Raw genomic sequence first — 19,556 nt, 5'->3', positions numbered from 1 at the left:
AGTGTTCCTTGGGTTTATGCCGGCGCAGCCTTGTGTCGCGAGGCCGCTCCTGCAAGAGCATTGGATATCGGTCAGGACGTATGTGCCGGGTCCACCTTGGCTTCCCGGTGATTGGCCCAGTATTGAATCAGCTCACGCAACTGCGACAACTCCACCGGCTTGGCCATGTGTCCGTCCATGCCTGCCAGCCGCGCGCGCTCCTTGTGTTCGGCCAGTATGTGCGCTGTCAGTGCCACCACCGGCGTGCGCTGGCGCTGGTTTTCAGCTTCCCAGGCCCGCAACTGCTGGGTGGCCGAGAAACCGTCCAGTATCGGCATCTCGCAGTCCATCAACACCAGGTCATAATGCTGCGCTTTCATTGCCTGCAAGGCCTCTTCGCCATTGCAGGCGGTATCGGGCTTGAGGTTGAGCTTGCCGAGCATGCTGCGGATCACCTTGGTCGAGATGCTGTTGTCTTCGGCGACCAGCACGCGGAAGTCGCCTGGCAGGTCCAGCGCCTGCGGGATGCCAGGCAGGCTGGCAGGCATCGCCTGTTCGCGGCCGCGCTGGGCCAGCTCCTCGGCCAGGGTGGTCTTCAATGTATAACCAGCCACCGGCTTGGCCAGTATTCGCTTGACCCCGGCGTTGCGCGCGATGACTTTGCTCGGTGCATTGCTGATGCCGGTGAGCATCACCACCAGGATGTCGTGGTTCAGGCTCGGGTCTTCCTTGATCTTGGCGGCCAGCTGCATGCCGGTCATGCCGGGCATGTTCTGGTCCAGCAGCACCGCGTCGAAGTAGTCGCGCAGGTGTGCCTTGGTGCGCAAAAGGGCCAGAGCCTCCTTGCCGGACGGCACCGCGCTGACGTTCATGCCCCAGGCGCTGCACTGCTGTACAAGCACCTTGCGGCACGTGTCGTTGTCGTCCACTACCAGCACGCGGGCATCGCGCAACGGGCTGTCGAGGTCCGCCGGTGGCTGTTCCAGGCGTGAAGGGTCCAGCGGCAAGGTCAGCCACAAGGTGTTGCCCATGCCGGTGCTGCTCTTGATGCCGAACTCGCCCTGCATCAGACCGATCAGCTGTTTGGCGATGACCAGCCCCAGGTGGCCGCCCAGCTTGTTGCTGGAAAGGAAGTGGTGGCTGTGCAGCTCGGCCTGCAGCAAGGCTTCACGGTCGGCGGCGGGCAACGGCTCGCCGCTGTCCTGCACGGCGATACGCAGGCGTGGCACCTCGCCGCGTTGATCAAGCGCAACCACCAGCAGGATCTCGCCCTGGTCGGTGTTTTTCAGGGCGTTTTCCAGCAGGCTCGACAAGGCCTGGCGCAGGCGCGTCGGGTCTCCGCTGATGACCCGCGGTACTTGTGGCTGGGTGAAGCTGATCAGCTCGATGTTCTGTTGCTCGGCCTTGGCGCGGAAGATGTTCAGGCAATCTTCGATCAGCGCGTTAAGGTCGAACTGCACATCATCCAGCTCGATCTGCCGGGATTCCAGCTTGGAAATGTCCAGAATTTCGTTGATCAGCGTCAGCAGCTCGTTGCCCGCGCTGTGGATGGTCTGCACATAATCTCGTTGCTTCACCGACAGCGGTGTGCCCAGCAGCAGTTCAGTCATGCCGAGCACGCCGTTCATCGGGGTGCGGATTTCGTGGCTGATCTTGGCCAGGAACTCGGCTTTGGCGTTGATTTCTGCATCGCTGGCGGCCAGCGCACGGCTGGCGCTGAAGCGCTCCTCGCTTATGCGCCGCAGCCGTTCACTGACCGCCAGGTTGAGCAGCAGGCCGCTGACCACGGTCAGGCCCAGCAGGATACACAGCAGCCAGGGTGTCGAGGTGCGTGTCAGGCCCAGCAGGGCTGGCAGCAGTACCAGGCCTCCGAGGTTGAACACCACCATGGCCAGGCTGAACAGGCGACCGGGTGCATAACCCTTGTACCAGTGGTAGCTGCTGACCAGCAGCATGCTCACGCTGCCCAGCGCCATCAGGGCGTAGGTCATCAGGTTCAGTGGCAGGGTATCGATGAACAGCAGCACCAGCCCACTGAGCCCGACAATCAGCATCTCACCTTGCAGCAGGCGGTTAAGCCGGGGCGAATTGCACGGCGAAAAGAAATGTTGGGTGAAATACAACCCGGACAGGCCGGCCAGGACCAGCGTCAGATAGGCGGCAGGCGTTTGCGCACTGTGCCACACATGCCACCAAGGGCCGCTGAGGTTCAGCAGGATCAGGCCGCTGAGCAGCATCAGGCCGTGGTACAGCGCCAGGATCAGGGTGGTGCTGGAGCGGGTGTAGAGGAAGCGGATCAGGTTGTGCATGATCAGCATGATCAGACCGCCGAACAGCATGCCGAACAGCAGCGGCTGGCGTTGGTCAGAGGCTGCCTCGGCCGCAGGCTCAAGGCTGATGGCCGGACGCAGCTGGTGCTCTGAGACCAGGCGCAGGTAGATGTCCAGCGGTTGCCTGCTGTTGGGCAGGGGCAATACATGGTCGCTGCCTCGCAGGGTCGGGCTGGCATTGCCGGCCTGGTGCCCGTGGTGCAGCTGACGCAGAAGTTGTTCGCCTTCGAGGGCATAGAGGTCCAGGCCAGAAAGGTCCGGGGCAAATACCCGCAGCAGTTGCTCCTGGTCACCTGGTGCCAGACGATAGTGCAGCCACAAGGCCTGTCCAGCCGGGGCAGCATCAAGGTCGGCGAGAGGCAGTGGGCTGAACTGGTTGCGATAGCGCTCGGAGCGCACATCGCTCAGTTGCAGGTTGGCCTGTTCGTCGAGCAGAACGGTCCAGCCACCGTCATGTTCGGCCGCAGCCGGAAACATGCAGAGCAGGGTCAGCAAGCTGACGATCAGAGCTGAGGCAATCCGAAGCCGACGCACTACGAAATCCCTTCTTGGCCGATGTGCCGGGTACTCACTATGCGCGGCGCGCCAAGTCGAAGGCAAGGCCCATTCCGGGCCCTGTCGACGAGCCGGATGCCGCAGGCTGAAACCGCTACGGCATACCGGTAGTACTTACTGCTGGTGCTCACCGCGCTCGCGGGCGATGGCCCGATAGCCGATGTCGGAACGGTAGAAGCTGCCGTTCCAGCTGACTTCCTTGGCCAGGCGATAAGCCTGCTGCTGCGCGTCGGCAACGGTGCTGCCCATGGCGGTGGCACACAGCACGCGCCCGCCGTTGGTGGTTACCTTGCCATCCTTGAGCGCAGTACCGGCATGGAATACCTTGCCTTCGATCTTGGCGGCAGCGTCCAGGCCGTTGATCACGTCGCCCTTGGCGTAGTCGCCCGGGTAACCGCCCGCGGCCAGGACCACGCCCAGGCTCGGGCGCGGGTCCCACTGTGCTTCGACCTTGTCCAGTGCCTTGGCGAATGCAGCTTCCACCAGCAGGACCAGGCTCGACTCCAGGCGCAGCATGACCGGCTGGGTTTCCGGGTCGCCGAAGCGGCAGTTGAACTCGATGACCTTGGGGTTGCCCGCCTTGTCGATCATCAGGCCGGCGTAGAGGAAGCCGGTGTAGACGTTGCCTTCCTCGGCCATGCCGCGCACGGTTGGCCAGATCACCTGGTCCATCACGCGCTGGTGCACGTCGGCGGTAACGACCGGGGCAGGGGAGTAGGCGCCCATGCCGCCCGTGTTCGGGCCGGTATCCTGGTCGCCGACGCGCTTGTGGTCCTGGCTGGTGGCCATGGGCAGCACATTGTGGCCGTCGACCATGACGATGAAGCTGGCTTCCTCGCCGTCGAGAAACTCTTCGATCACGACACGCGAACCTGCTTCACCGAAGGCGTTGCCAGCCAGCATGTCACGCACGGCGGCTTCGGCTTCTTCCAGCGTCATGGCGACGATCACGCCCTTGCCAGCCGCCAGGCCATCGGCCTTGATCACGATTGGCGCGCCTTTTTCCTGCAGGTAGGCCAGCGCTGGCTCGATCTCGGTGAAATTCTGGTAGTCGGCGGTCGGGATCTTGTGACGCGCCAGGAAATCCTTGGTGAAGGCCTTGGAGCCTTCCAGCTGGGCCGCGCCCTTGGTTGGGCCGAAGCAGTCCAGGCCGCGGCTGCGGAACAGGTCGACCACGCCGATAACCAGCGGTGCTTCCGGGCCGACGATGGTCAGGTCGACGTTTTTCTCGGCGAAGTCGGCCAGTTGCTCCAGGGCACACACGTCGATGGCGACGTTCTCGCACTTGGCTTCAATGGCGGTACCGGCGTTGCCCGGGGCAACGAAGACTTTCTCGACGCGTGGGTCCTGGGCGACTTTCCAGGCCAGGGCGTGCTCACGGCCGCCGCTGCCGATGATCAAAACTTTCATGTCAAAACCTCGATTCAAGTGATCCCGTGGCTTGCGCCGAACACTGTGGGAGCGGGCTTGCCCGCGAATGCGGCGGTGAATCCACCATCGTATTCGCGGGCAAGCCCGCTCCCACAGGATCTCGACTCGCCTCGGGATCCGCGTAATTAGTGGCGGAAGTGACGCATGCCAGTGAAGACCATCGCGATGCCGGCCTCGTCGGCAGCAGCGATGACTTCAGCATCACGCATCGAACCACCCGGCTGGATCACGGCGCTGATACCCACTTTAGCTGCATTGTCGATGCCGTCACGGAACGGGAAGAATGCATCCGACGCCATGACCGCGCCCTGCACCTGCAGGCCAGCGTGCTCGGCCTTGATTGCAGCGATGCGGGCGGAGTTGACGCGGCTCATCTGGCCGGCGCCGACGCCGATGGTCTGGCGCTGCTTGGCGTAGACAATGGCGTTGGACTTGACGAACTTGGCCACTTTCCAGGCGAATACCAGGTCGTGGATCTCTTGCTCGGTCGGGGCACGCTTGGTGACGATCTTCAGGTCATCGGCGGTGATCATGCCGATATCGCGGCTTTGCACCAGCAGGCCACCGTTGACGCGCTTGAAGTCCCAACCGGCAGCGCGCTCGGCTGGCCACTCGCCGCACTCCAGCAGGCGTACGTTCTGTTTGGCAGCCACCACCTCGCGGGCGGCCTGGGAGATTTTCGGGGCGATGATCACTTCGACGAACTGGCGGTCGACAATGGCCTTGGCGGTTTCGCCGTCCAGTTCACGGTTGAATGCGATGATGCCGCCGAACGCCGATTCGGTGTCGGTCGCGTAGGCCAGGTCGTAGGCTTTGCGGATGCCGCCTTCGTCTTCCGGTACTACCGCCACGCCGCACGGGTTGGCGTGCTTGACGATGACGCAGGCCGGCTTGACGAAGCTCTTTACGCATTCCAGCGCGGCGTCAGTGTCGGCCACGTTGTTGAATGACAGTTCCTTGCCTTGCAGCTGGACAGCGGTGGAAATGCTGGCTTCGCCTTTCTTGGCTTCTACATAGAACGCCGCGCTCTGGTGCGGGTTCTCGCCATAACGCATTTCCTGTGCCTTGACGAACTGGCTGTTGAAGGTGCGCGGGAATTCGCTGCGCGCCTCAGTGCTCAGGGTGTCCTTGGCCTGGTCGATGGTGCCCATGTAGTTGGCGATCATGCCGTCGTAGGCGGCAGTGTGCTCGAACGCCTTGAGCATCAGGTCGAAGCGCTGGGCATAGGTCAGGCCACCGGCCTTGAGGCCTTCGACGATGCCGGCGTAGTCGCTGGCGTTGACCACGATGGCCACGTCCTTGTGGTTCTTGGCTGCCGAACGGACCATGGTCGGGCCGCCGATGTCGATGTTCTCGATGGCGGTCGGCAGGTCACAGCCAGGCTTGGAAATGGTGGCTTCGAACGGGTACAGGTTGACCGCAACCAGGTCGATCGGCTTGATGCCGTGCTCGTTCATGATGGCGTCGTCGGTGCCACGACGGCCGAGGATACCGCCGTGGATCTTCGGGTGCAGGGTTTTGACCCGGCCATCCATCATTTCGGCGAAGCCGGTGTAGTCGGCCACTTCCACCGCGTTTACGCCGTTGTCCTTGAGCAGCTTGTAGGTGCCGCCGGTGGACAGGATCTCGACACCGAGCTGCTGCAGCTCACGGGCGAATTCGAGGATACCGGTCTTGTCGGAGACGCTGATCAGGGCGCGGCGGACTGGCAGGCGGGTAGTCTGGTCGGTCATTTCGGGTTCCAATAACGCGGTGGAGTCAGCAAAAAAGGCGCCTCTGTTCAGGGAGTCGCCTTTTCTGGATGGGATTCTGGCTTACAACAAGTCGTACTGCTTGAGCTTCTTGCGCAGGGTGCCTCGGTTCAGCCCGAGCATCTCGCTGGCCTTGGTCTGGTTGCCCTTCACGTAGTTCATCACGCTTTCGAGCAGGGGCGCCTCGACTTCGGAGAGCACCAGGTTGTACACGTCCGTCACGGTCGCGCCTTCCAGGTGGGCGAAGTAGTTGTGCAGCGCCTTCTCGACGCTGTCGCGAAGGGTCTGGCCCTCTTCGCTCGGCGTGTTGAGGTGCTGTTTCAGGTTGGCGTTGTCGCTCACGGGCGTTGTTCCACTCACAAATGTCTCGGTCATCATCGTCATGCGGCCACCCCTTGTCCGTCCTCTGTCTCAAGGCTCTGTCGACGTTCGCTGAAAAACGCGCGAACGTTGGCGCACTGCGCTTGTGTGTCTTCCAAAGCGTTGAACCGGGCGCGAAACTCCTTGCCGCCGGGTCGTGTTGCCAGGTACCAGCCAACGTGCTTGCGGGCGATACGTACGCCCATCACATCGCCATAGAAGGCATGCAGCGCGGCCAGATGCTCCAGCAGGATGCGTTCCACTTCGTCCAGTTGCGGCGCTGGCAGATGTTCGCCAGTGCGCAGGTAATGCTCGATCTCGCGAAAGATCCATGGCCGCCCCTGGGCAGCCCGGCCAATCAACAGGCCATCGACCCCGGTGGTTTCCAGCACCGCCCGGGCCTTTTCTGGCGAGGTGATATCGCCGTTGGCAAAAACCGGGATTGACACCGCCTGCTTGATGGCAGCGATGGTGTCGTACTCGGCTTCGCCGGTGTACAGGTCGGCACGTGTGCGGCCATGCACCGCCAGCGCCTGGATGCCAGCCTGTTCGGCGATCTTCGCCACGTTCAGGCCGTTCTTGTTCGCCCGGTCCCAGCCGGTGCGGATTTTCAGGGTCACCGGTACGTCCACGGCGCTGACCACGGCGTGGAGGATCTCGCTGACCAAGGCTTCATCTCTCAATAAAGCAGAGCCTGCGGCTTTGTTGCAGACTTTTTTTGCCGGACAGCCCATGTTGATGTCGATGATCTGGGCACCTGCTTCGACATTGGCCTTTGCCGCCGCTGCCATCATCTGCGCATCACCGCCGGCGATCTGCACCGAGCGTGGCTCGGGATCACCTTCATGGATGCGGCGCAGGCTCGACTTGCGGCTGTTCCACAGGCTCATGTCGCTGCTTACCATTTCCGACACCACCATGCCGGCGCCCAGGCGCTGGCAAAGTGTACGGAAAGGCTGGTCCGTGACCCCGGCCATGGGCGCGAGGATCAGGTTGTTACGTAGTGTGTATTGGCCGATGCGTACCGCCGACATAGGTGATCCCTGTTGTGGGGCCGAATCTTGGAGTTCGAAAAAGGGTTGGCATGATACCCGCTCTCGATGACTGGATAAAGATGGATTTGGATAAAATCTGAACAGTTGTCGGCTTATGCCTTTGCGCTTCAAGCAGCAAGCGACAAGACGAAAAGCGGTCACGGTTGGGGCTTCTTGTCTTGTCGCTTGCTGCTGGCCGCTTGCCGCCTACTCCGGCGAACGGAAGCTCAGGCTGTAATTCACGGCCTTCGGCCCAGGGTCGAGGATGTCCAGGGCAATGTGGATTGGCGTCTGGCTGGGCATTTCGCCACGCCCTGCCAGTTCGCCCGACAGGTACTCGCTGGGCTTGAAGCGACGGCTGGCGATCAGTTGGCCATTGAGGTCGGCGAAGCGCAGCTCCAGCAATGGGAACGGCTGGGCGAACGGTGCGCGGTTGTAGATGATCGCGTCGACAATGAGTGCGCCCTTGAAGTCCGGGTGGCTGCGCACCACCAGATTGCTGCTCTTGATGCGTGCAATATCGACGCGGGTAGGCACCTGGCAACCGACCATCGGGCAGATCTGCTGGAAAATCGGCCGATACTGGTCCTGGCGGGCCATTTCGTCGAAATGGAACCACACGTACTGGAACGCCAGCAGGCCGGCAGCCAGCAGGGTCAGAAAGCCCCACAGCAGGCGCTTGCCCCAGTTGGGTGCGGGTTTTTCCCAGCCTAGCTGCAGCGGGTCGTCGACCACGTCGACCAGCGGCTCCTTGCGCGAGGGGCGCTCGGGTTTGCTGGCAAAGCCTGGTTCCAGGCGCTCTCCGGGCAGCGGCTCGACGGGTTCGTCGTCATGCGCCGACAGGCGCAGCGCCAGTGGTTCATCGTCGCGGGCGCTCAGGCCTTTTTCCGGGGTTTCGTCATCGCTGATGCGCAGCGGTTCGCTGAATGCGGGCTGGTCATCGCGTACGGCCGCACCGTGCACGGGGGGCTCGCCATCGATGTCCAGGTCAAGGTTGCTGCCCAGGGTAGGCTCGGTGCGTTCGCCGGGTGCAGGCTCCAGGTCGAGCTCCAAAGGTTCCGGTTCCAGCAGCACCGGGGTAGGCTCTGCCGGTTCCTGCGGCACGTAGGGCTCATCGGTAGCCGTGCCGAAAAGGTCTTCTGCGTGCTCGTCCGGGTGAAGTTCATCGCGCCGGGCCTGCAGGTTCTCATCCTGGCTGGCCGTGCGGGCCGGGGCCGGTTGGCCGCGACGCTCCAGGCGCTCCAGTTCCTTGTCGAGGTCGAGCTCGTCCAGCGCCTGGGCAGTCAGCGCCCAGTCCTGGTCAGGAGGGGTGCCGCGTACGCTGTCGGCGGGCTCTTGCGCCGGCTCGGCCAGTGGGGCGGCAGGCGCTGGAGGTACCGGTGCTGGCACCACGGGGGCGCTGGTGGTAGCGGCACGGTTTTGCTCCAGCAGCTGCTTGGCGGCATTGAATACCTGCAGACAGTGACCGCAGCGCACCACGCCACGCGCCACGCCCAACTGGTGGTGGGTGACGCGAAAGCTGGTCTGGCAATGCGGGCACTGGGTGACGAAACTGTCGGTCATGCGGCGATCCGGGGAGCTGTGCAGAAAAGTATTCTAGGCCCGCTTAGCGACGCCGACCACTGATGCGCACCCAGCCGTCGCGCACGACGATCGGGTCCAGTTCAAAGTCGGCGGCATAAGCGGCGGCCACGTCTTCACCTTGCTCGGCGAGGATGCCCGAAAGCGCCAGCAGACCACCTGGGCGAACCAGGCCGGACAACTGTGGCGCCAGCGACACCAGGGGGCCGGCGAGGATGTTGGCAACCAGTACGTCGGCCTGCATCGCCGGCATGTGCTCGGGCAGGTACAGCGCCAGTTTCTCGTCGGCAATGCCGTTGCGTTGGGCGTTGTCGCGCGAAGCCTCGATGGCCTGCACGTCGATGTCGGTACCTACCGCTTCGCGAGCGCCCAGCAGCAGCGCAGCGATGGCCAGGATGCCCGAACCGCAGCCAAAGTCCAGCACCTGGGTGCCTTCAAGCTGCTGGCCGTCGAGCCATTCCAGGCACAGGGCCGTGGTGGGGTGGGTGCCGGTGCCAAAGGCCAGGCCCGGGTCGAGCAGCAGGTTCACGGCGTCCTTTTCCGGGGCATCGTGCCAGCTGGGCACGATCCACAGGCGGCGGCCGAAGCGCATCGGCTGGAAGTTGTCCATCCAGCTGCGTTCCCAGTCCTGGTCCTCGATCACCTCGGCCTGGTGCTCGGGCAGCTCGGCGCCGGTCAGCAGGCGCAGGTGGGCGAACACCTGTTCAGGGTCGGCATCGGCCTCGAACAGCGCCAGCAGGTGAGTATGCGACCACAGCGGGGTGGTGTTGAGGTCTGGTTCGAAGATCGGTTGATCTTCGGCATCCATGAACGTGACCGAGACGGCGCCTACTTCAAGTAGCGCATCTTCATAGGTTTCGGCTTGTTCCGGGCTGATGGCCAGGCGTACTTGCAGCCAGGGCATGGCGGGCACCTTTGATAAATCGACAGGGGCAGCCCTAGGCTGCGCGAAGGCTGGCAGTTTACGCGAGTGCGGGGGATTTGTGGATCGGGGGCTGCACAGCAGCCCCCGGGCATGTATCAGACAAAACAGAGTGACAGCGACTCGGCTATATAAGCAGGTTTGTCTTCACCCTCAATCTCCAGCGTGGCAATCGCCTTGAGTAGCCACTGCCCCGGCTTTTTCTCCACCACCTCGCCCAGCTTTACCTTCAGCCGAACCCGGCTGTCGACCTTGACCGGCTGAATGAAGCGCACGCTGTCCAGCCCGTAGTTCACCACCATCTTCAACCCTTGCGGCAGGACGAGGATGTCCTCGATCAGCTTGGGGATCAGCGACAAGGTCAGGAAACCATGGGCGATCGTGCCGCCAAACGGGGTTTTTGCCGCCTTCTCAGGGTCGACATGGATGAACTGGAAATCGCCGGTCGCCTCGGCGAACAGGTTGATGCGCTGCTGGTCGATCTTCAACCACTCCGAGTGGCCCAGCTCCTTGCCAACGTACTGCGAAAGCTCTGTAACCGGTACATGGGGCATCGCGGACTCTCCGGGCTGTCAATTGGTACGAAAGTACAAGATCAGCACGGCGAACCGTTTCAGTCAAGTTGCCCGCTTTTCGGCGAATATCGGTCTGAAGCTGTGCGTGCTTATAATGGCGGCCATGCCCGAGGGAGATGCTTATGCTGTTGCGTGGTTTGACCTGGCTGGTCCTGTTCCAGCTGCTGGGGACGGCGATCAATCACCTGTTTGTGCCGTTTTTGCCCGGGCCGATCATCGGCCTGTTGTTGCTGCTGCTCTTCCTCATGGCCCGCGGTGAGGTCGGCAAGCCGCTGAACGAGGCCGCCAGCAGCTTGCTGCGCTATCTCCCGCTGCTGCTGGTGCCGCCGGCAGTCGGGGTGATGGTATATGCCAAGGACATTGCTGCCGACTTCTGGGCGATTTCCGGGGCCTTGCTGATCTCCTGCCTGGTGACCCTGGTATTCGTCGGTGTGCTGATGCAAAAGCTCATCCAGCGCCAGGGCAAGCGTGAGGAGCAGCCATGATGCTCGATTGGCAGGGCGCGCTCGATGCGGTCATTCATCACCCATTGTTCGGTATCGGCATCACGCTGGGGGCCTATCAGGTAGTGCTGGCAGCCTACGAGAAAACCCGCTGGATCTTCCTGCAACCTGTATTGGTATCGATGCTGCTGGTGATCGGTGTGTTGCTGCTGTGCGGCATCGATTACAGCGAGTACCGCAAAAGCACCGAAATCATGAACATCCTGCTGGGGCCCGCTACCGTGGCCCTGGCTGTGCCGCTCTATCTTAACCTGCGTCGCATCCGCCAGCTGTTCTGGCCTACATTTACTACGCTGGTAGTCGGAGGCCTGTTCGCCACGCTCTGCTGCCTGGTGCTGGGCTGGTGGTTCGGTGCCGAGCACATGATCCTGATGACCATGGCGCCGAAGTCCGTCACCTCGCCGATCGCCATGCTGGTGGCTGAGCAGATTGGCGGCGTGGCGGCCCTGGCCGCGGTGTTCGTGTTGATTACCGGGGTGATCGGGGCGATCTTCGGCCCGGCGTTGCTGAGCCGCTTCGGCGTGCACAGCCCTGAGGCGCGCGGCATGTCGCTGGGCGTGACCGCACACGCAGTGGGCACTTCGGTGGCCCTGCAGGAAAGTGACGAATGCGGCGCCTTTGCCGCGCTGGCGATGAGCCTGATGGGAGTGGCTACAGCGGTGTTCCTGCCGCTGGCAGTCAGCCTGGTGGCTTGAGGAATTGTGATGACGCTACCGCTGTTTCCGCTCAATACCGTGCTGTTTCCTGGCTGCTTTCTCGATTTGCAGATTTTCGAGGCGCGCTACCTGGACATGATCGGGCGCTGCATGAAGCAGGGCGAAGGGTTTGGGGTGGTGTGCATCCTTGAGGGCGAACAAGTCGGCAAGGCACCGCCGGTGGTCGCCTCGATCGGCTGTGAAGCGGTGATCCGCGACTTCGTGCAGCAGGATAACGGCTTACTGGGTATCCGCGTCGAGGGCGTGCGGCGCTTCAACCTGGAAAGCTCCGAGGTGCAGAAGGACCAGTTGCTGGTGGGCCAGGTGCAATGGCTGCCGGAGCAGGCAGACAGCCCATTGCTGGAAGCCGATGACGACCTGTTGGCGCTGCTGGTGGCTCTGGGTGAGCACCCCATGGTCGAAGCGCTGGGCATGCCGCGCCCGGTGGACGGGCGTCAGGCGCTGGCCAATCAGCTGGCGTATCTGTTGCCGTTCATGGAAGAGGACAAGCTGGACCTGCTGACCCTCGATTCGCCGCAGCAGCGGCTGGGGGAAATCCAGAAGCTGCTGGAGCGGATTCAGGGTGAATTGTTCGCCTGATGGTGCTGTATTGCCGGTGCCGGCCCCTTCGCGGGTAAACCCGCTCCTACAACGCGCGTAATACCCTGTGAACCACGCGATACCCATTGTAGGAGCGGGTTCACCCGCGAATAGGCCGGCACAGGCAACATCAATACTGATACCTGGCCAACGCCTGCGGCAACGCATGCATGGCGAAGAACGCCAGCAGCGCCACACATGCCGGCAACACCAGCCACCACACCCGTAGCGGCAGGGCTGGCAGGGGCTGCTGGCGTTGCACCAGTGTCAGGCTGAGTGCGCATACGCAACAGGCCAGAAGGGCCCCAGCCAGGATATCGGTTGGCCAGTGCGCCCCCAGGTACACCCGCGACAGGGCAATCGCCAGCGCTGGAATGCACCCCAGCATGACCCAGGTCAGGCGCATCCGGGGTGGCTGCCCACGCCCTGCCAGTACGGCCATTACCAGGAAGAACGCGAACGATGCCGAGCTGTGCCCGCTGGGCATGCTGTAGCTGGTCAGTGGATCGGTCAGTACTTCCGGCCTGGCTCGGGCAAATAGCCATTTCAGTGTGCCGTTGGCGATCGCCGTGCCCATCAACGCGCCCGCCGCGAAAAATGCGTGTCGCCACTGACGGGCAAGCAGCAGCAGGCCGGTCAGCAGGGCGCCGAGGAACAACTGGGTGCGGAAATCGCCTAGCCGTGTCACCAGCACCACGGTGCTGTCGATGGCCTGGCTGCGATGCTCCTGGACCAGTGTCATCACGCCTTGGTCGAATTCATGGAAGTAGCGCCAGCCGAGGAATACACCGGCCAGGGTGATGAAACTGAGCGCGGCAACCAGCCGGGTGCCGTGGCGCTGGTCACGCAGGCTGGTATTCAGGCTCAGGCCGATCAGCACCGCGAGGGCGCCGGCGATGATCCCGGCGTCCAGCCAGAAACCTTCCGGCAGGGGCAGGCGCATGGCGGCGCCGGTGGCCCAGCCGGGTAGCAGGTAGGCTACCGACCAGCCGGCGCCCGCCAACAGGCTGACGGCGATGAAGCGCGGCAGGGGCATGTCGAACATGCCGGCGACCATTGGCAGCATCGGCCGCAGCGGGCCGATGAAACGGCCTACCAGCAGGCTGGCGATGCCATAACGCTGGAAGTAGCTTTCGGCGCTGCCGATCCATTCCGGATGGTGGCGTAGCAGCGGCAGGCGGCGGATGTTCTGGTGGAAGTACTTGCCCACTGCGTAAGACAAGGCGTCGCCCAGCAGGCCGCCGAGAAAGCCGAGGAGCAGCGTTTCGCCCAGGCTGAACGTGCCGTTACCGGCCAGTACGGCAACGGCGAACAGCAGTACGGTGCCCGGCACGATAATGCCGGCGATGGCCAGGCATTCGATGCAGGCCACCAGGAAAATCGCCAGGCCAAGCCACTGCGGGTTGGCGCTGAGCCAGCCGGTCAGACTGTCGAGCCATTGGCCCATGTTCAGCTTCCTTGTTCGAGAATGAAGAAATCACGGCCTTCGACTTGGCCGCGACGTAACGGGTTCCGTGTGCAGAAACGGGCGTACTCGGCATCGACGAAGCGGTATGGCAGGTGCTCGTCGCGCCCGTGCGGGATGCCCAGGCGAGCAGCCTGGATCACCCGGGGCACGGCGTTGCCGCAGTCCTCGACGTACAGGCGTTCGGCGTCGAAACGCTGGGCGTCCCAATGCGGCACTTTCAGGCCCAGGGCCCGGCATAGCAGGGTCTGGCCGGCGCACAGGCGCTCTTGCGGGCGGATATTGCCGCTTGCATCGGGGTTGTTCAGTTGCATCTGCGCCAGGCTGTCGGGCCCCGAGAGGGTGTCCTGCCAAGGATAGGCAGACTTGATCAGCACCGCGTTGCCCGGCCCGTGGGCGCTGAAGTTCAGCGAATCGCCGCCGCGGGCGTAGTACATGTAGATGTGCCCCCCATCCAGGAACAGCGCCTTGCGTTTTTCGGTGTAGCCGAGCGAAGCGTGGCTACCTTTGTCGGAAAGGTAGTAGGCCTCGGTCTCGATGATCCGCGCGGCCAGCCACAGGTCGCCGTGGCGGTGACGGATGACCTTGCCCAGCAGGGCCTTGGCCAGGGTCTGGGCGTCGCGGTCGAAAAAGCTGTCGGGCAGGGCTGGCATGCGGGCAGTTCGTGGCTGGAGAGGCGGGGATGATAGCAATGAATGGCTTAATCGAGGCTGAATTGGAGGGTGAAGTTGGCAGTGCCGGCCCTTTCGCGGGTAAACCCGCTCCTACACAAATCCCTGTGGAAGCGGGCGCGCCCGCGAAAGGGCCGCAACAGGAGGTGGAAATCTCGATAACCCCGGTTACATCTTTCCTACACATTGCCCCATCCATTTTCTACCATCCGCCACCCGCCGCTGGGCGTACACCTGCGCGGCAGTTATAATCAGCCGATTTCCCCTTCGCCAAGACACCGAACCCATGACTGAGTCCGTTCTTGACTACATGACCCGCTTGGGTCGCGCTGCCCGTGAGGCTTCCCGGGTGATTGGCCGTGCCAGCACTGCGCAGAAGAACCGCGCCCTGCAAGCCGCCGCCGACGCGCTGGACGCTGCCCGTGCCGAACTCACCGCTGCCAACGAGCTGGACCTGGCCGCCGGCCGCGCCAGTGGCCTGGAGCCCGCACTGCTCGACCGTCTGGCGCTGACCCCGGCGCGTATCGACGGCATGATCACCGGCTTGCGCCAGGTGGCCAGCCTGCCGGACCCGGTCGGTGCCATCCGCGACATGAGCTACCGTCCATCGGGCATTCAGGTAGGCAAGATGCGTACCCCGCTGGGGGTGATCGGGATCATCTATGAATCGCGCCCGAACGTGACCATTGATGCCGCCAGCCTGTGCCTCAAGTCGGGCAATGCAACCATCCTGCGGGGCGGTTCCGAAGCCATACACTCCAACCGCGCCATTGCCACCTGCATTCAGCGTGGCCTGGCCGAAGCCGGCCTGCCGGCGGCGGTGGTGCAGGTGGTCGAAACCACCGACCGCGAAGCCGTGGGCGCGCTGATCAGCATGCCGGAATTCGTCGATGTCATCGTACCGCGCGGAGGCCGTGGCCTGATCGAGCGCATTAGTCGCGATGCCCGCGTGCCGGTGATCAAGCACCTGGACGGCATCTGCCACATCTATGTCAGCCAGCATGCCGACCTGGACAAGGCCTGGAATGTGGCTTTCAACGCCAAGACCTACCGCTACGGCATCTGCGGTGCCATGGAAACGCTGCTGGTCGACCAGCAAGTGGCTGAGCGCTTTTTGCCAGAAATGGCCCGCCGCTTCGTGGAGAAGGGCGTGGAGCTGCGCGGTTGCGAGCGTACCCAGGCTATCATCAGCGCCAAACCGGCCACCGAAGCCGACTGGCACACGGAATACCTCGATGCGATCCTGTCGATTCGCGTGGTCGACGGCCTGAACCAGGCCATCGAGCACATCAACCACTATGGCTCGCACCACACCGACTCGATCATCAGCGAACACCAGGGTGAAGCCCGTCAGTTCATGGCTGAGGTCGACTCGGCGTCGGTCATGCTCAACACCCCGACCTGCTTTGCCGATGGCTTCGAGTACGGCCTGGGTGCGGAAATCGGTATTTCCACCGACAAGCTGCATGCCCGCGGCCCTGTCGGCCTGGAAGGCCTGACCTGCGAGAAGTATGTGGTGATCGGCGATGGCCAGTTGCGCGGCCAGGGGTCCTGCTGAGTTGAGCAAGGCCCAGGCAGTCCGGCGTATCGGCATTCTAGGTGGTACCTTCGACCCCGTGCATATCGGCCACTTGCGCAGCGCGCTGGAAGTGGCCGAGTTCATGGGGCTCGATGAGCTACGCCTGCTGCCCAATGCCCGGCCGCCGCACCGCGACACGCCACAGGTGGCCGCGCAGGATCGCCTGGCCATGGTCCGTGAAGCGGTGCAGGGCGTCGCTTGCCTGAGCGTCGATGCCCGCGAGCTGGAACGTGACAAGCCGTCGTACACCATCGATACGCTGGAATCGATCCGCGCCGAGCTGTCCGGCAACGACCAGCTATTCCTGGTGCTGGGTTGGGATGCCTTCTGTGGCCTGCCCGCCTGGCATCGCTGGGAAGAATTGCTGCAACACTGTCACATCCTGGTACTGCAACGTCCGGATGCCGACGTAGAACCCCCTGACGAGTTGCGCAACCTGTTGGCTGCGCGCTCGGAGAGCGATCCCACCGCCATGTCCGGCCCGGCGGGAAATATTTCGTTCGTCTGGCAGACGCCGCTTGCGGTGTCGGCTACACAGATCCGACAGCTGCTGGCCAGCGGCAAATCGGTGAGGTTCCTGGTGCCGGACGCCGTACTGGCCTATATCGAGGCGCACGAACTGTATCGTGCGCCCAACTGACGGTGCCTCTGGCGCCTCATCCAACGAGTTGAACGAGTTTTATATGACCAAGCAGAAAATTTACGGCGAAGAACTGGTCGCAGTGACCAAGGCAGCGCTGGAAGACGTCAAGGCCCAGGACATCCAGGTCATCGACGTGCGCGAGAAGCACAGCCTGACCGACTACATGATCATTGCCACCGGTACCTCCAACCGCCAGATCAACGCGATGGCCGAAAAGGTCCGTGAAGCAGTCAAGGCCAAGGGCGCCCAGCCACTGGGTGAAGAAGGCAAAGGCGACAGCGACTGGGTGCTGCTGGACCTGAACGACGTCATCGTGCACATGATGACCGCCGCTGCCCGCCAGTTCTACGACCTTGAGCGTCTGTGGCAGGGTGCCGAGCAAAGCCGTGCCGCCGATGGCAAGCACCACAGCCCGGACCATGCTCACGAGTACTCCGACAAGCTCAAAGACCGCGAATAAGGAAAGCGCTGTGCGTCTGCGCCTGATTGCGGTCGGCTCGCGCATGCCGAAGTGGGTCGAGGAAGGCTGGCATGAATATGCCAAGCGCCTGCCCGCCGAGCTGTCGCTGGAGCTGGTGGAAATCCCGCTGAACACCCGTGGCAAGAATGCCGACGTCGCCCGACTGATCCGTCAGGAGGGCGAAGCCATGCTGAGCAAGGTGCAGCCTGGGGAACGCATTGTCACCCTCGAGGTCCATGGCAAGCCCTGGAGTACCGAGCAGCTGGCCACCGAGCTGGACCGCTGGCGCCTGGATGCGCGCACGGTGAATTTGATGGTGGGCGGCCCGGAGGGCCTGGCGCCTGAGGTTTGCGCGCGCGCCGAGCAACGTTGGTCGCTGTCGCCGCTGACTTTGCCGCACCCGTTGGTAAGGATACTCATCGGCGAGCAGATCTACCGCGCCTGGACCGTGTTGTCCGGGCACCCTTACCACAAATGAGCCTGTAAGCAGTCCGATGTCGCAGCCGATCCGTCTCAAGGACCACGAGAAAGACGCCCGCCTGGTGCGCAACCGCGTCGTGGTCGGCGCAGTGGCGATCATGCTGCTTGTTTGTGTGTTGATCGCACGGCTGTACTACCTGCAGATCATCCAGTACGACTACCACTCCACGCTGTCGGAGAACAACCGGGTGCATGTGCAGCCGATCCCGCCAACCCGCGGGTTGATCTTCGACCGCAACGGGGTGATCGTTGCCGACAACCGGCCCAGCTTCAGCCTGTCGATGACCCGCGAACGTGCGGGTAACTGGCAGGAAGTGCTGGATACCATTGTCGAAGTGCTTGATCTCACTGCTGACGACCGTGCCCTGTTCGAGAAGCGCATGCGCCAGGGCCGCCGGCCATTCGAGCCGGTGCCGATCCTGTTCGAGCTCAACGAAGAGCAGATCGCCCGCGTGGCGGTAAACCAGTTCCGCCTGCCGGGTGTGGAAGTGGTGGCACAGTTGGTGCGGCATTACCCGCAGGGTGCGCATTTCGCCCATTCGGTGGGTTATGTAGGGCGGATCAACGAGAAAGAGCTGAAAACGCTCGACCCGGTGAACTACAGCGGCACCCACCATATCGGCAAGACCGGCATCGAGCGCTTCTACGAGGCCGCCCTGCATGGTCAGGTGGGTTACGAGGAAGTCGAGACCAACGCCCGTGGCCGGGTGCTGCGGGTGCTCAAGCGCACCGACCCGAAGCCGGGCAAGGACATTGTGCTGAGCCTGGATATCAAGCTGCAGGAGGCCGCTGAAGCCGCGCTGGGAGGCCGGCGTGGTGCAGTGGTTGCGCTCGACCCGCGAACCGGCGAGGTGCTGGCGATGGTGAGTCAGCCTAGCTTCGACCCCAACCTGTTCGTCACCGGCATCAGCTTCAAGGCCTATGCCGAATTGCGCGATTCGATCGATCGGCCGCTGTTCAACCGCGTGCTGCGTGGCTTGTACCCGCCGGGGTCGACCATCAAGCCGGCGGTGGCTATTGCCGGTCTGGACAGTGGCGTGGTGAATGCCAGCAGCAGGGTGTTCGACCCTGGCTACTACCAGTTGCCCAACTACGACCATAAATACCGTAACTGGAACCGTTCCGGGGATGGCTGGGTCGACTTGGACACCGCCATCATGCGCTCGAACGACACCTACTTCTATGACCTTGCGCACAAGATGGGCATCGATCGCTTGTCCAGCTACATGAACAAGTTCGGTATTGGCCAGCGGGTTTCCCTCGATATGTTCGAGGAGTCTGCCGGGTTGATGCCGTCGCGCGAATGGAAGCGTGCCACCCGTCGCCAGGCTTGGTTCCCTGGCGAAACCCTGATTCTCGGCATCGGCCAGGGCTATATGCAGGCTACGCCGCTGCAACTGGCCCAAGCCACTGCACTGATCGCCAACAAAGGTGTGTGGAACCGCCCGCACCTGGCCAAGACCATCGAAGGCCTGCCGCCGGTAGACGACAACCCCATGGAAGACATCGTGTTGCGTGACAAGTCCGACTGGGCCAAGGTCACCCATGGCATGGAACAGGTGATGCACAACGCCCGCGGTACCGCGCGCAAGGCAGCTGCCGGAGCCCAATACCGCATTGCCGGCAAGAGCGGTACCGCCCAGGTGGTGGCGATCAAGCAGGGCGAGAAGTATGACCGCAACAAGCTCCAGGAGCGCCACCGTGACCATGCCCTGTTCGTCGCGTTTGCCCCAGCCGAAGCCCCGAAAATCGTGGTTTCGGTGATGGTCGAGAACGGTGAGTCCGGCTCGGGTGTCGCCGCTCCGGTGGTACGCCAGATCATGGACGCCTGGCTGCTCGACGAAAATGGCCGGCTCAAACCCGAGTTCGCGCCCGCCACCGTTACCCAGGAATCGGCCCTGTGATGAACAATTTCGATCGCATGCTCTCCAGCGAGGATGTG

At 63.1% G+C, this 19,556-nt stretch carries 18 protein-coding genes; 8 read left to right on the top strand and 10 right to left on the bottom strand.

Annotation, left to right across the window (positions count from 1 at the left end; all coding sequences use genetic code 11):
• Positions 1–71: 71 nt before the first annotated feature.
• The 8 genes from ACF8FG_RS07230 to ACF8FG_RS07195 all read right to left on the bottom strand — a co-directional run bounded on the left by ACF8FG_RS07230 (position 72) and on the right by ACF8FG_RS07195 (position 10,497).
• Positions 72–2,843, bottom strand: a complete 2,772-nt coding sequence (locus ACF8FG_RS07230) for a response regulator (protein ID WP_318077852.1) — start codon at positions 2,841–2,843, stop codon at positions 72–74.
• Positions 2,844–2,978: 135 nt separating this feature from the next.
• Positions 2,979–4,274 carry a phosphoribosylamine--glycine ligase gene (purD, locus tag ACF8FG_RS07225; protein WP_003249685.1) on the bottom strand — a complete coding sequence of 432 codons (1,296 nt, stop codon included), beginning with the start codon at positions 4,272–4,274 and terminating at the stop codon, positions 2,979–2,981.
• Between the two features lie 146 nt (positions 4,275–4,420).
• Positions 4,421–6,028 carry a bifunctional phosphoribosylaminoimidazolecarboxamide formyltransferase/IMP cyclohydrolase gene (purH, locus tag ACF8FG_RS07220; RefSeq protein WP_014592543.1) on the bottom strand — a complete coding sequence of 536 codons (1,608 nt, stop codon included), beginning with the start codon at positions 6,026–6,028 and terminating at the stop codon, positions 4,421–4,423.
• Positions 6,029–6,109: 81 nt separating this feature from the next.
• Entirely contained in the window at positions 6,110–6,430 is a 321-nt protein-coding gene (gene fis, locus ACF8FG_RS07215) for a DNA-binding transcriptional regulator Fis (RefSeq protein WP_012274390.1), read from the bottom strand.
• On the bottom strand, positions 6,427–7,440 hold the full coding sequence (dusB, locus tag ACF8FG_RS07210; RefSeq protein WP_003249695.1) for a tRNA dihydrouridine synthase DusB: 1,014 nt from the start codon (positions 7,438–7,440) through the stop codon (positions 6,427–6,429). Before dusB ends, fis begins: the two co-directional genes overlap by 4 nt.
• 207 nt (positions 7,441–7,647) lie before the next feature.
• Positions 7,648–9,003 (bottom strand): DUF3426 domain-containing protein, encoded by a 1,356-nt coding sequence (locus ACF8FG_RS07205; protein WP_014592542.1) that lies wholly within the window; start codon positions 9,001–9,003, stop codon positions 7,648–7,650.
• A gap of 43 nt (positions 9,004–9,046) precedes the next feature.
• Positions 9,047–9,925, bottom strand: a complete 879-nt coding sequence (prmA, locus tag ACF8FG_RS07200; RefSeq protein WP_003249700.1) for a 50S ribosomal protein L11 methyltransferase — start codon at positions 9,923–9,925, stop codon at positions 9,047–9,049.
• 116 nt (positions 9,926–10,041) lie between these two features.
• Entirely contained in the window at positions 10,042–10,497 is a 456-nt protein-coding gene (locus tag ACF8FG_RS07195; protein WP_014592541.1) for a MaoC family dehydratase, read from the bottom strand.
• A 143-nt stretch (positions 10,498–10,640) separates the two neighbouring features.
• Between ACF8FG_RS07195 and ACF8FG_RS07190 the strand changes: the two genes are divergently transcribed.
• The 3 genes from ACF8FG_RS07190 to ACF8FG_RS07180 are packed head-to-tail and all read left to right on the top strand — an operon-like array spanning position 10,641 to position 12,316.
• On the top strand, positions 10,641–11,003 hold the full coding sequence (locus tag ACF8FG_RS07190) for a CidA/LrgA family protein (protein ID WP_014592540.1): 363 nt from the start codon (positions 10,641–10,643) through the stop codon (positions 11,001–11,003).
• The gene (locus tag ACF8FG_RS07185; RefSeq protein ID WP_004576852.1) at positions 11,000–11,716 is read left to right on the top strand and encodes an LrgB family protein; all 717 of its coding nucleotides are present in this window, start codon (positions 11,000–11,002) and stop codon (positions 11,714–11,716) included. The genes ACF8FG_RS07190 and ACF8FG_RS07185 overlap by 4 nt, the downstream gene beginning before the upstream one ends.
• A 9-nt stretch (positions 11,717–11,725) precedes the next feature.
• Entirely contained in the window at positions 11,726–12,316 is a 591-nt protein-coding gene (locus ACF8FG_RS07180; protein WP_003249708.1) for an LON peptidase substrate-binding domain-containing protein, read from the top strand.
• Between the two features lie 130 nt (positions 12,317–12,446).
• On the opposite strand, the gene ACF8FG_RS07175 is transcribed toward ACF8FG_RS07180, so the two are convergent.
• Positions 12,447–13,763 carry a bifunctional DedA family/phosphatase PAP2 family protein gene (locus tag ACF8FG_RS07175; protein ID WP_014592539.1) on the bottom strand — a complete coding sequence of 439 codons (1,317 nt, stop codon included), beginning with the start codon at positions 13,761–13,763 and terminating at the stop codon, positions 12,447–12,449.
• A gap of 2 nt (positions 13,764–13,765) precedes the next feature.
• On the bottom strand, positions 13,766–14,434 hold the full coding sequence (locus ACF8FG_RS07170) for a DNA-3-methyladenine glycosylase (RefSeq protein ID WP_010955424.1): 669 nt from the start codon (positions 14,432–14,434) through the stop codon (positions 13,766–13,768).
• 304 nt (positions 14,435–14,738) lie between these two features.
• Here ACF8FG_RS07170 and ACF8FG_RS07165 point away from each other — a divergent pair, with 304 nt between their 5' ends.
• Genes ACF8FG_RS07165 through mrdA form a run of 5 tightly spaced genes read left to right on the top strand, consistent with a single transcriptional unit; the run spans position 14,739 to position 19,518 of the window.
• Positions 14,739–16,010, top strand: coding sequence for a glutamate-5-semialdehyde dehydrogenase (locus ACF8FG_RS07165; protein ID WP_004576854.1), 1,272 nt, complete (start codon positions 14,739–14,741; stop codon positions 16,008–16,010).
• Positions 15,979–16,671 (top strand): nicotinate-nucleotide adenylyltransferase, encoded by a 693-nt coding sequence (gene nadD, locus ACF8FG_RS07160; RefSeq protein ID WP_014592538.1) that lies wholly within the window; start codon positions 15,979–15,981, stop codon positions 16,669–16,671. Before ACF8FG_RS07165 ends, nadD begins: the two co-directional genes overlap by 32 nt.
• A gap of 43 nt (positions 16,672–16,714) precedes the next feature.
• Entirely contained in the window at positions 16,715–17,134 is a 420-nt protein-coding gene (rsfS, locus tag ACF8FG_RS07155; protein WP_009685825.1) for a ribosome silencing factor, read from the top strand.
• Between the two features lie 10 nt (positions 17,135–17,144).
• Complete coding sequence (rlmH, locus tag ACF8FG_RS07150) at positions 17,145–17,612, top strand: 23S rRNA (pseudouridine(1915)-N(3))-methyltransferase RlmH (protein WP_003249722.1); 468 nt, start codon at positions 17,145–17,147, stop codon at positions 17,610–17,612.
• Between the two features lie 16 nt (positions 17,613–17,628).
• Positions 17,629–19,518: a penicillin-binding protein 2 gene (gene mrdA, locus ACF8FG_RS07145; RefSeq protein WP_019437047.1), complete on the top strand. Its 1,890-nt coding sequence runs from the start codon at positions 17,629–17,631 to the stop codon at positions 19,516–19,518.
• Positions 19,519–19,556 lie beyond the last annotated feature (38 nt).

This window comes from Pseudomonas sp. YQ_6 (assembly GCF_043103245.1).
GTDB classification, from domain to species: domain Bacteria; phylum Pseudomonadota; class Gammaproteobacteria; order Pseudomonadales; family Pseudomonadaceae; genus Aquipseudomonas; species Aquipseudomonas alloputida.
The sequence above is the reverse complement of the archived record's forward strand: the minus strand, read 5'-3'. Positions and strand labels throughout refer to the sequence as shown.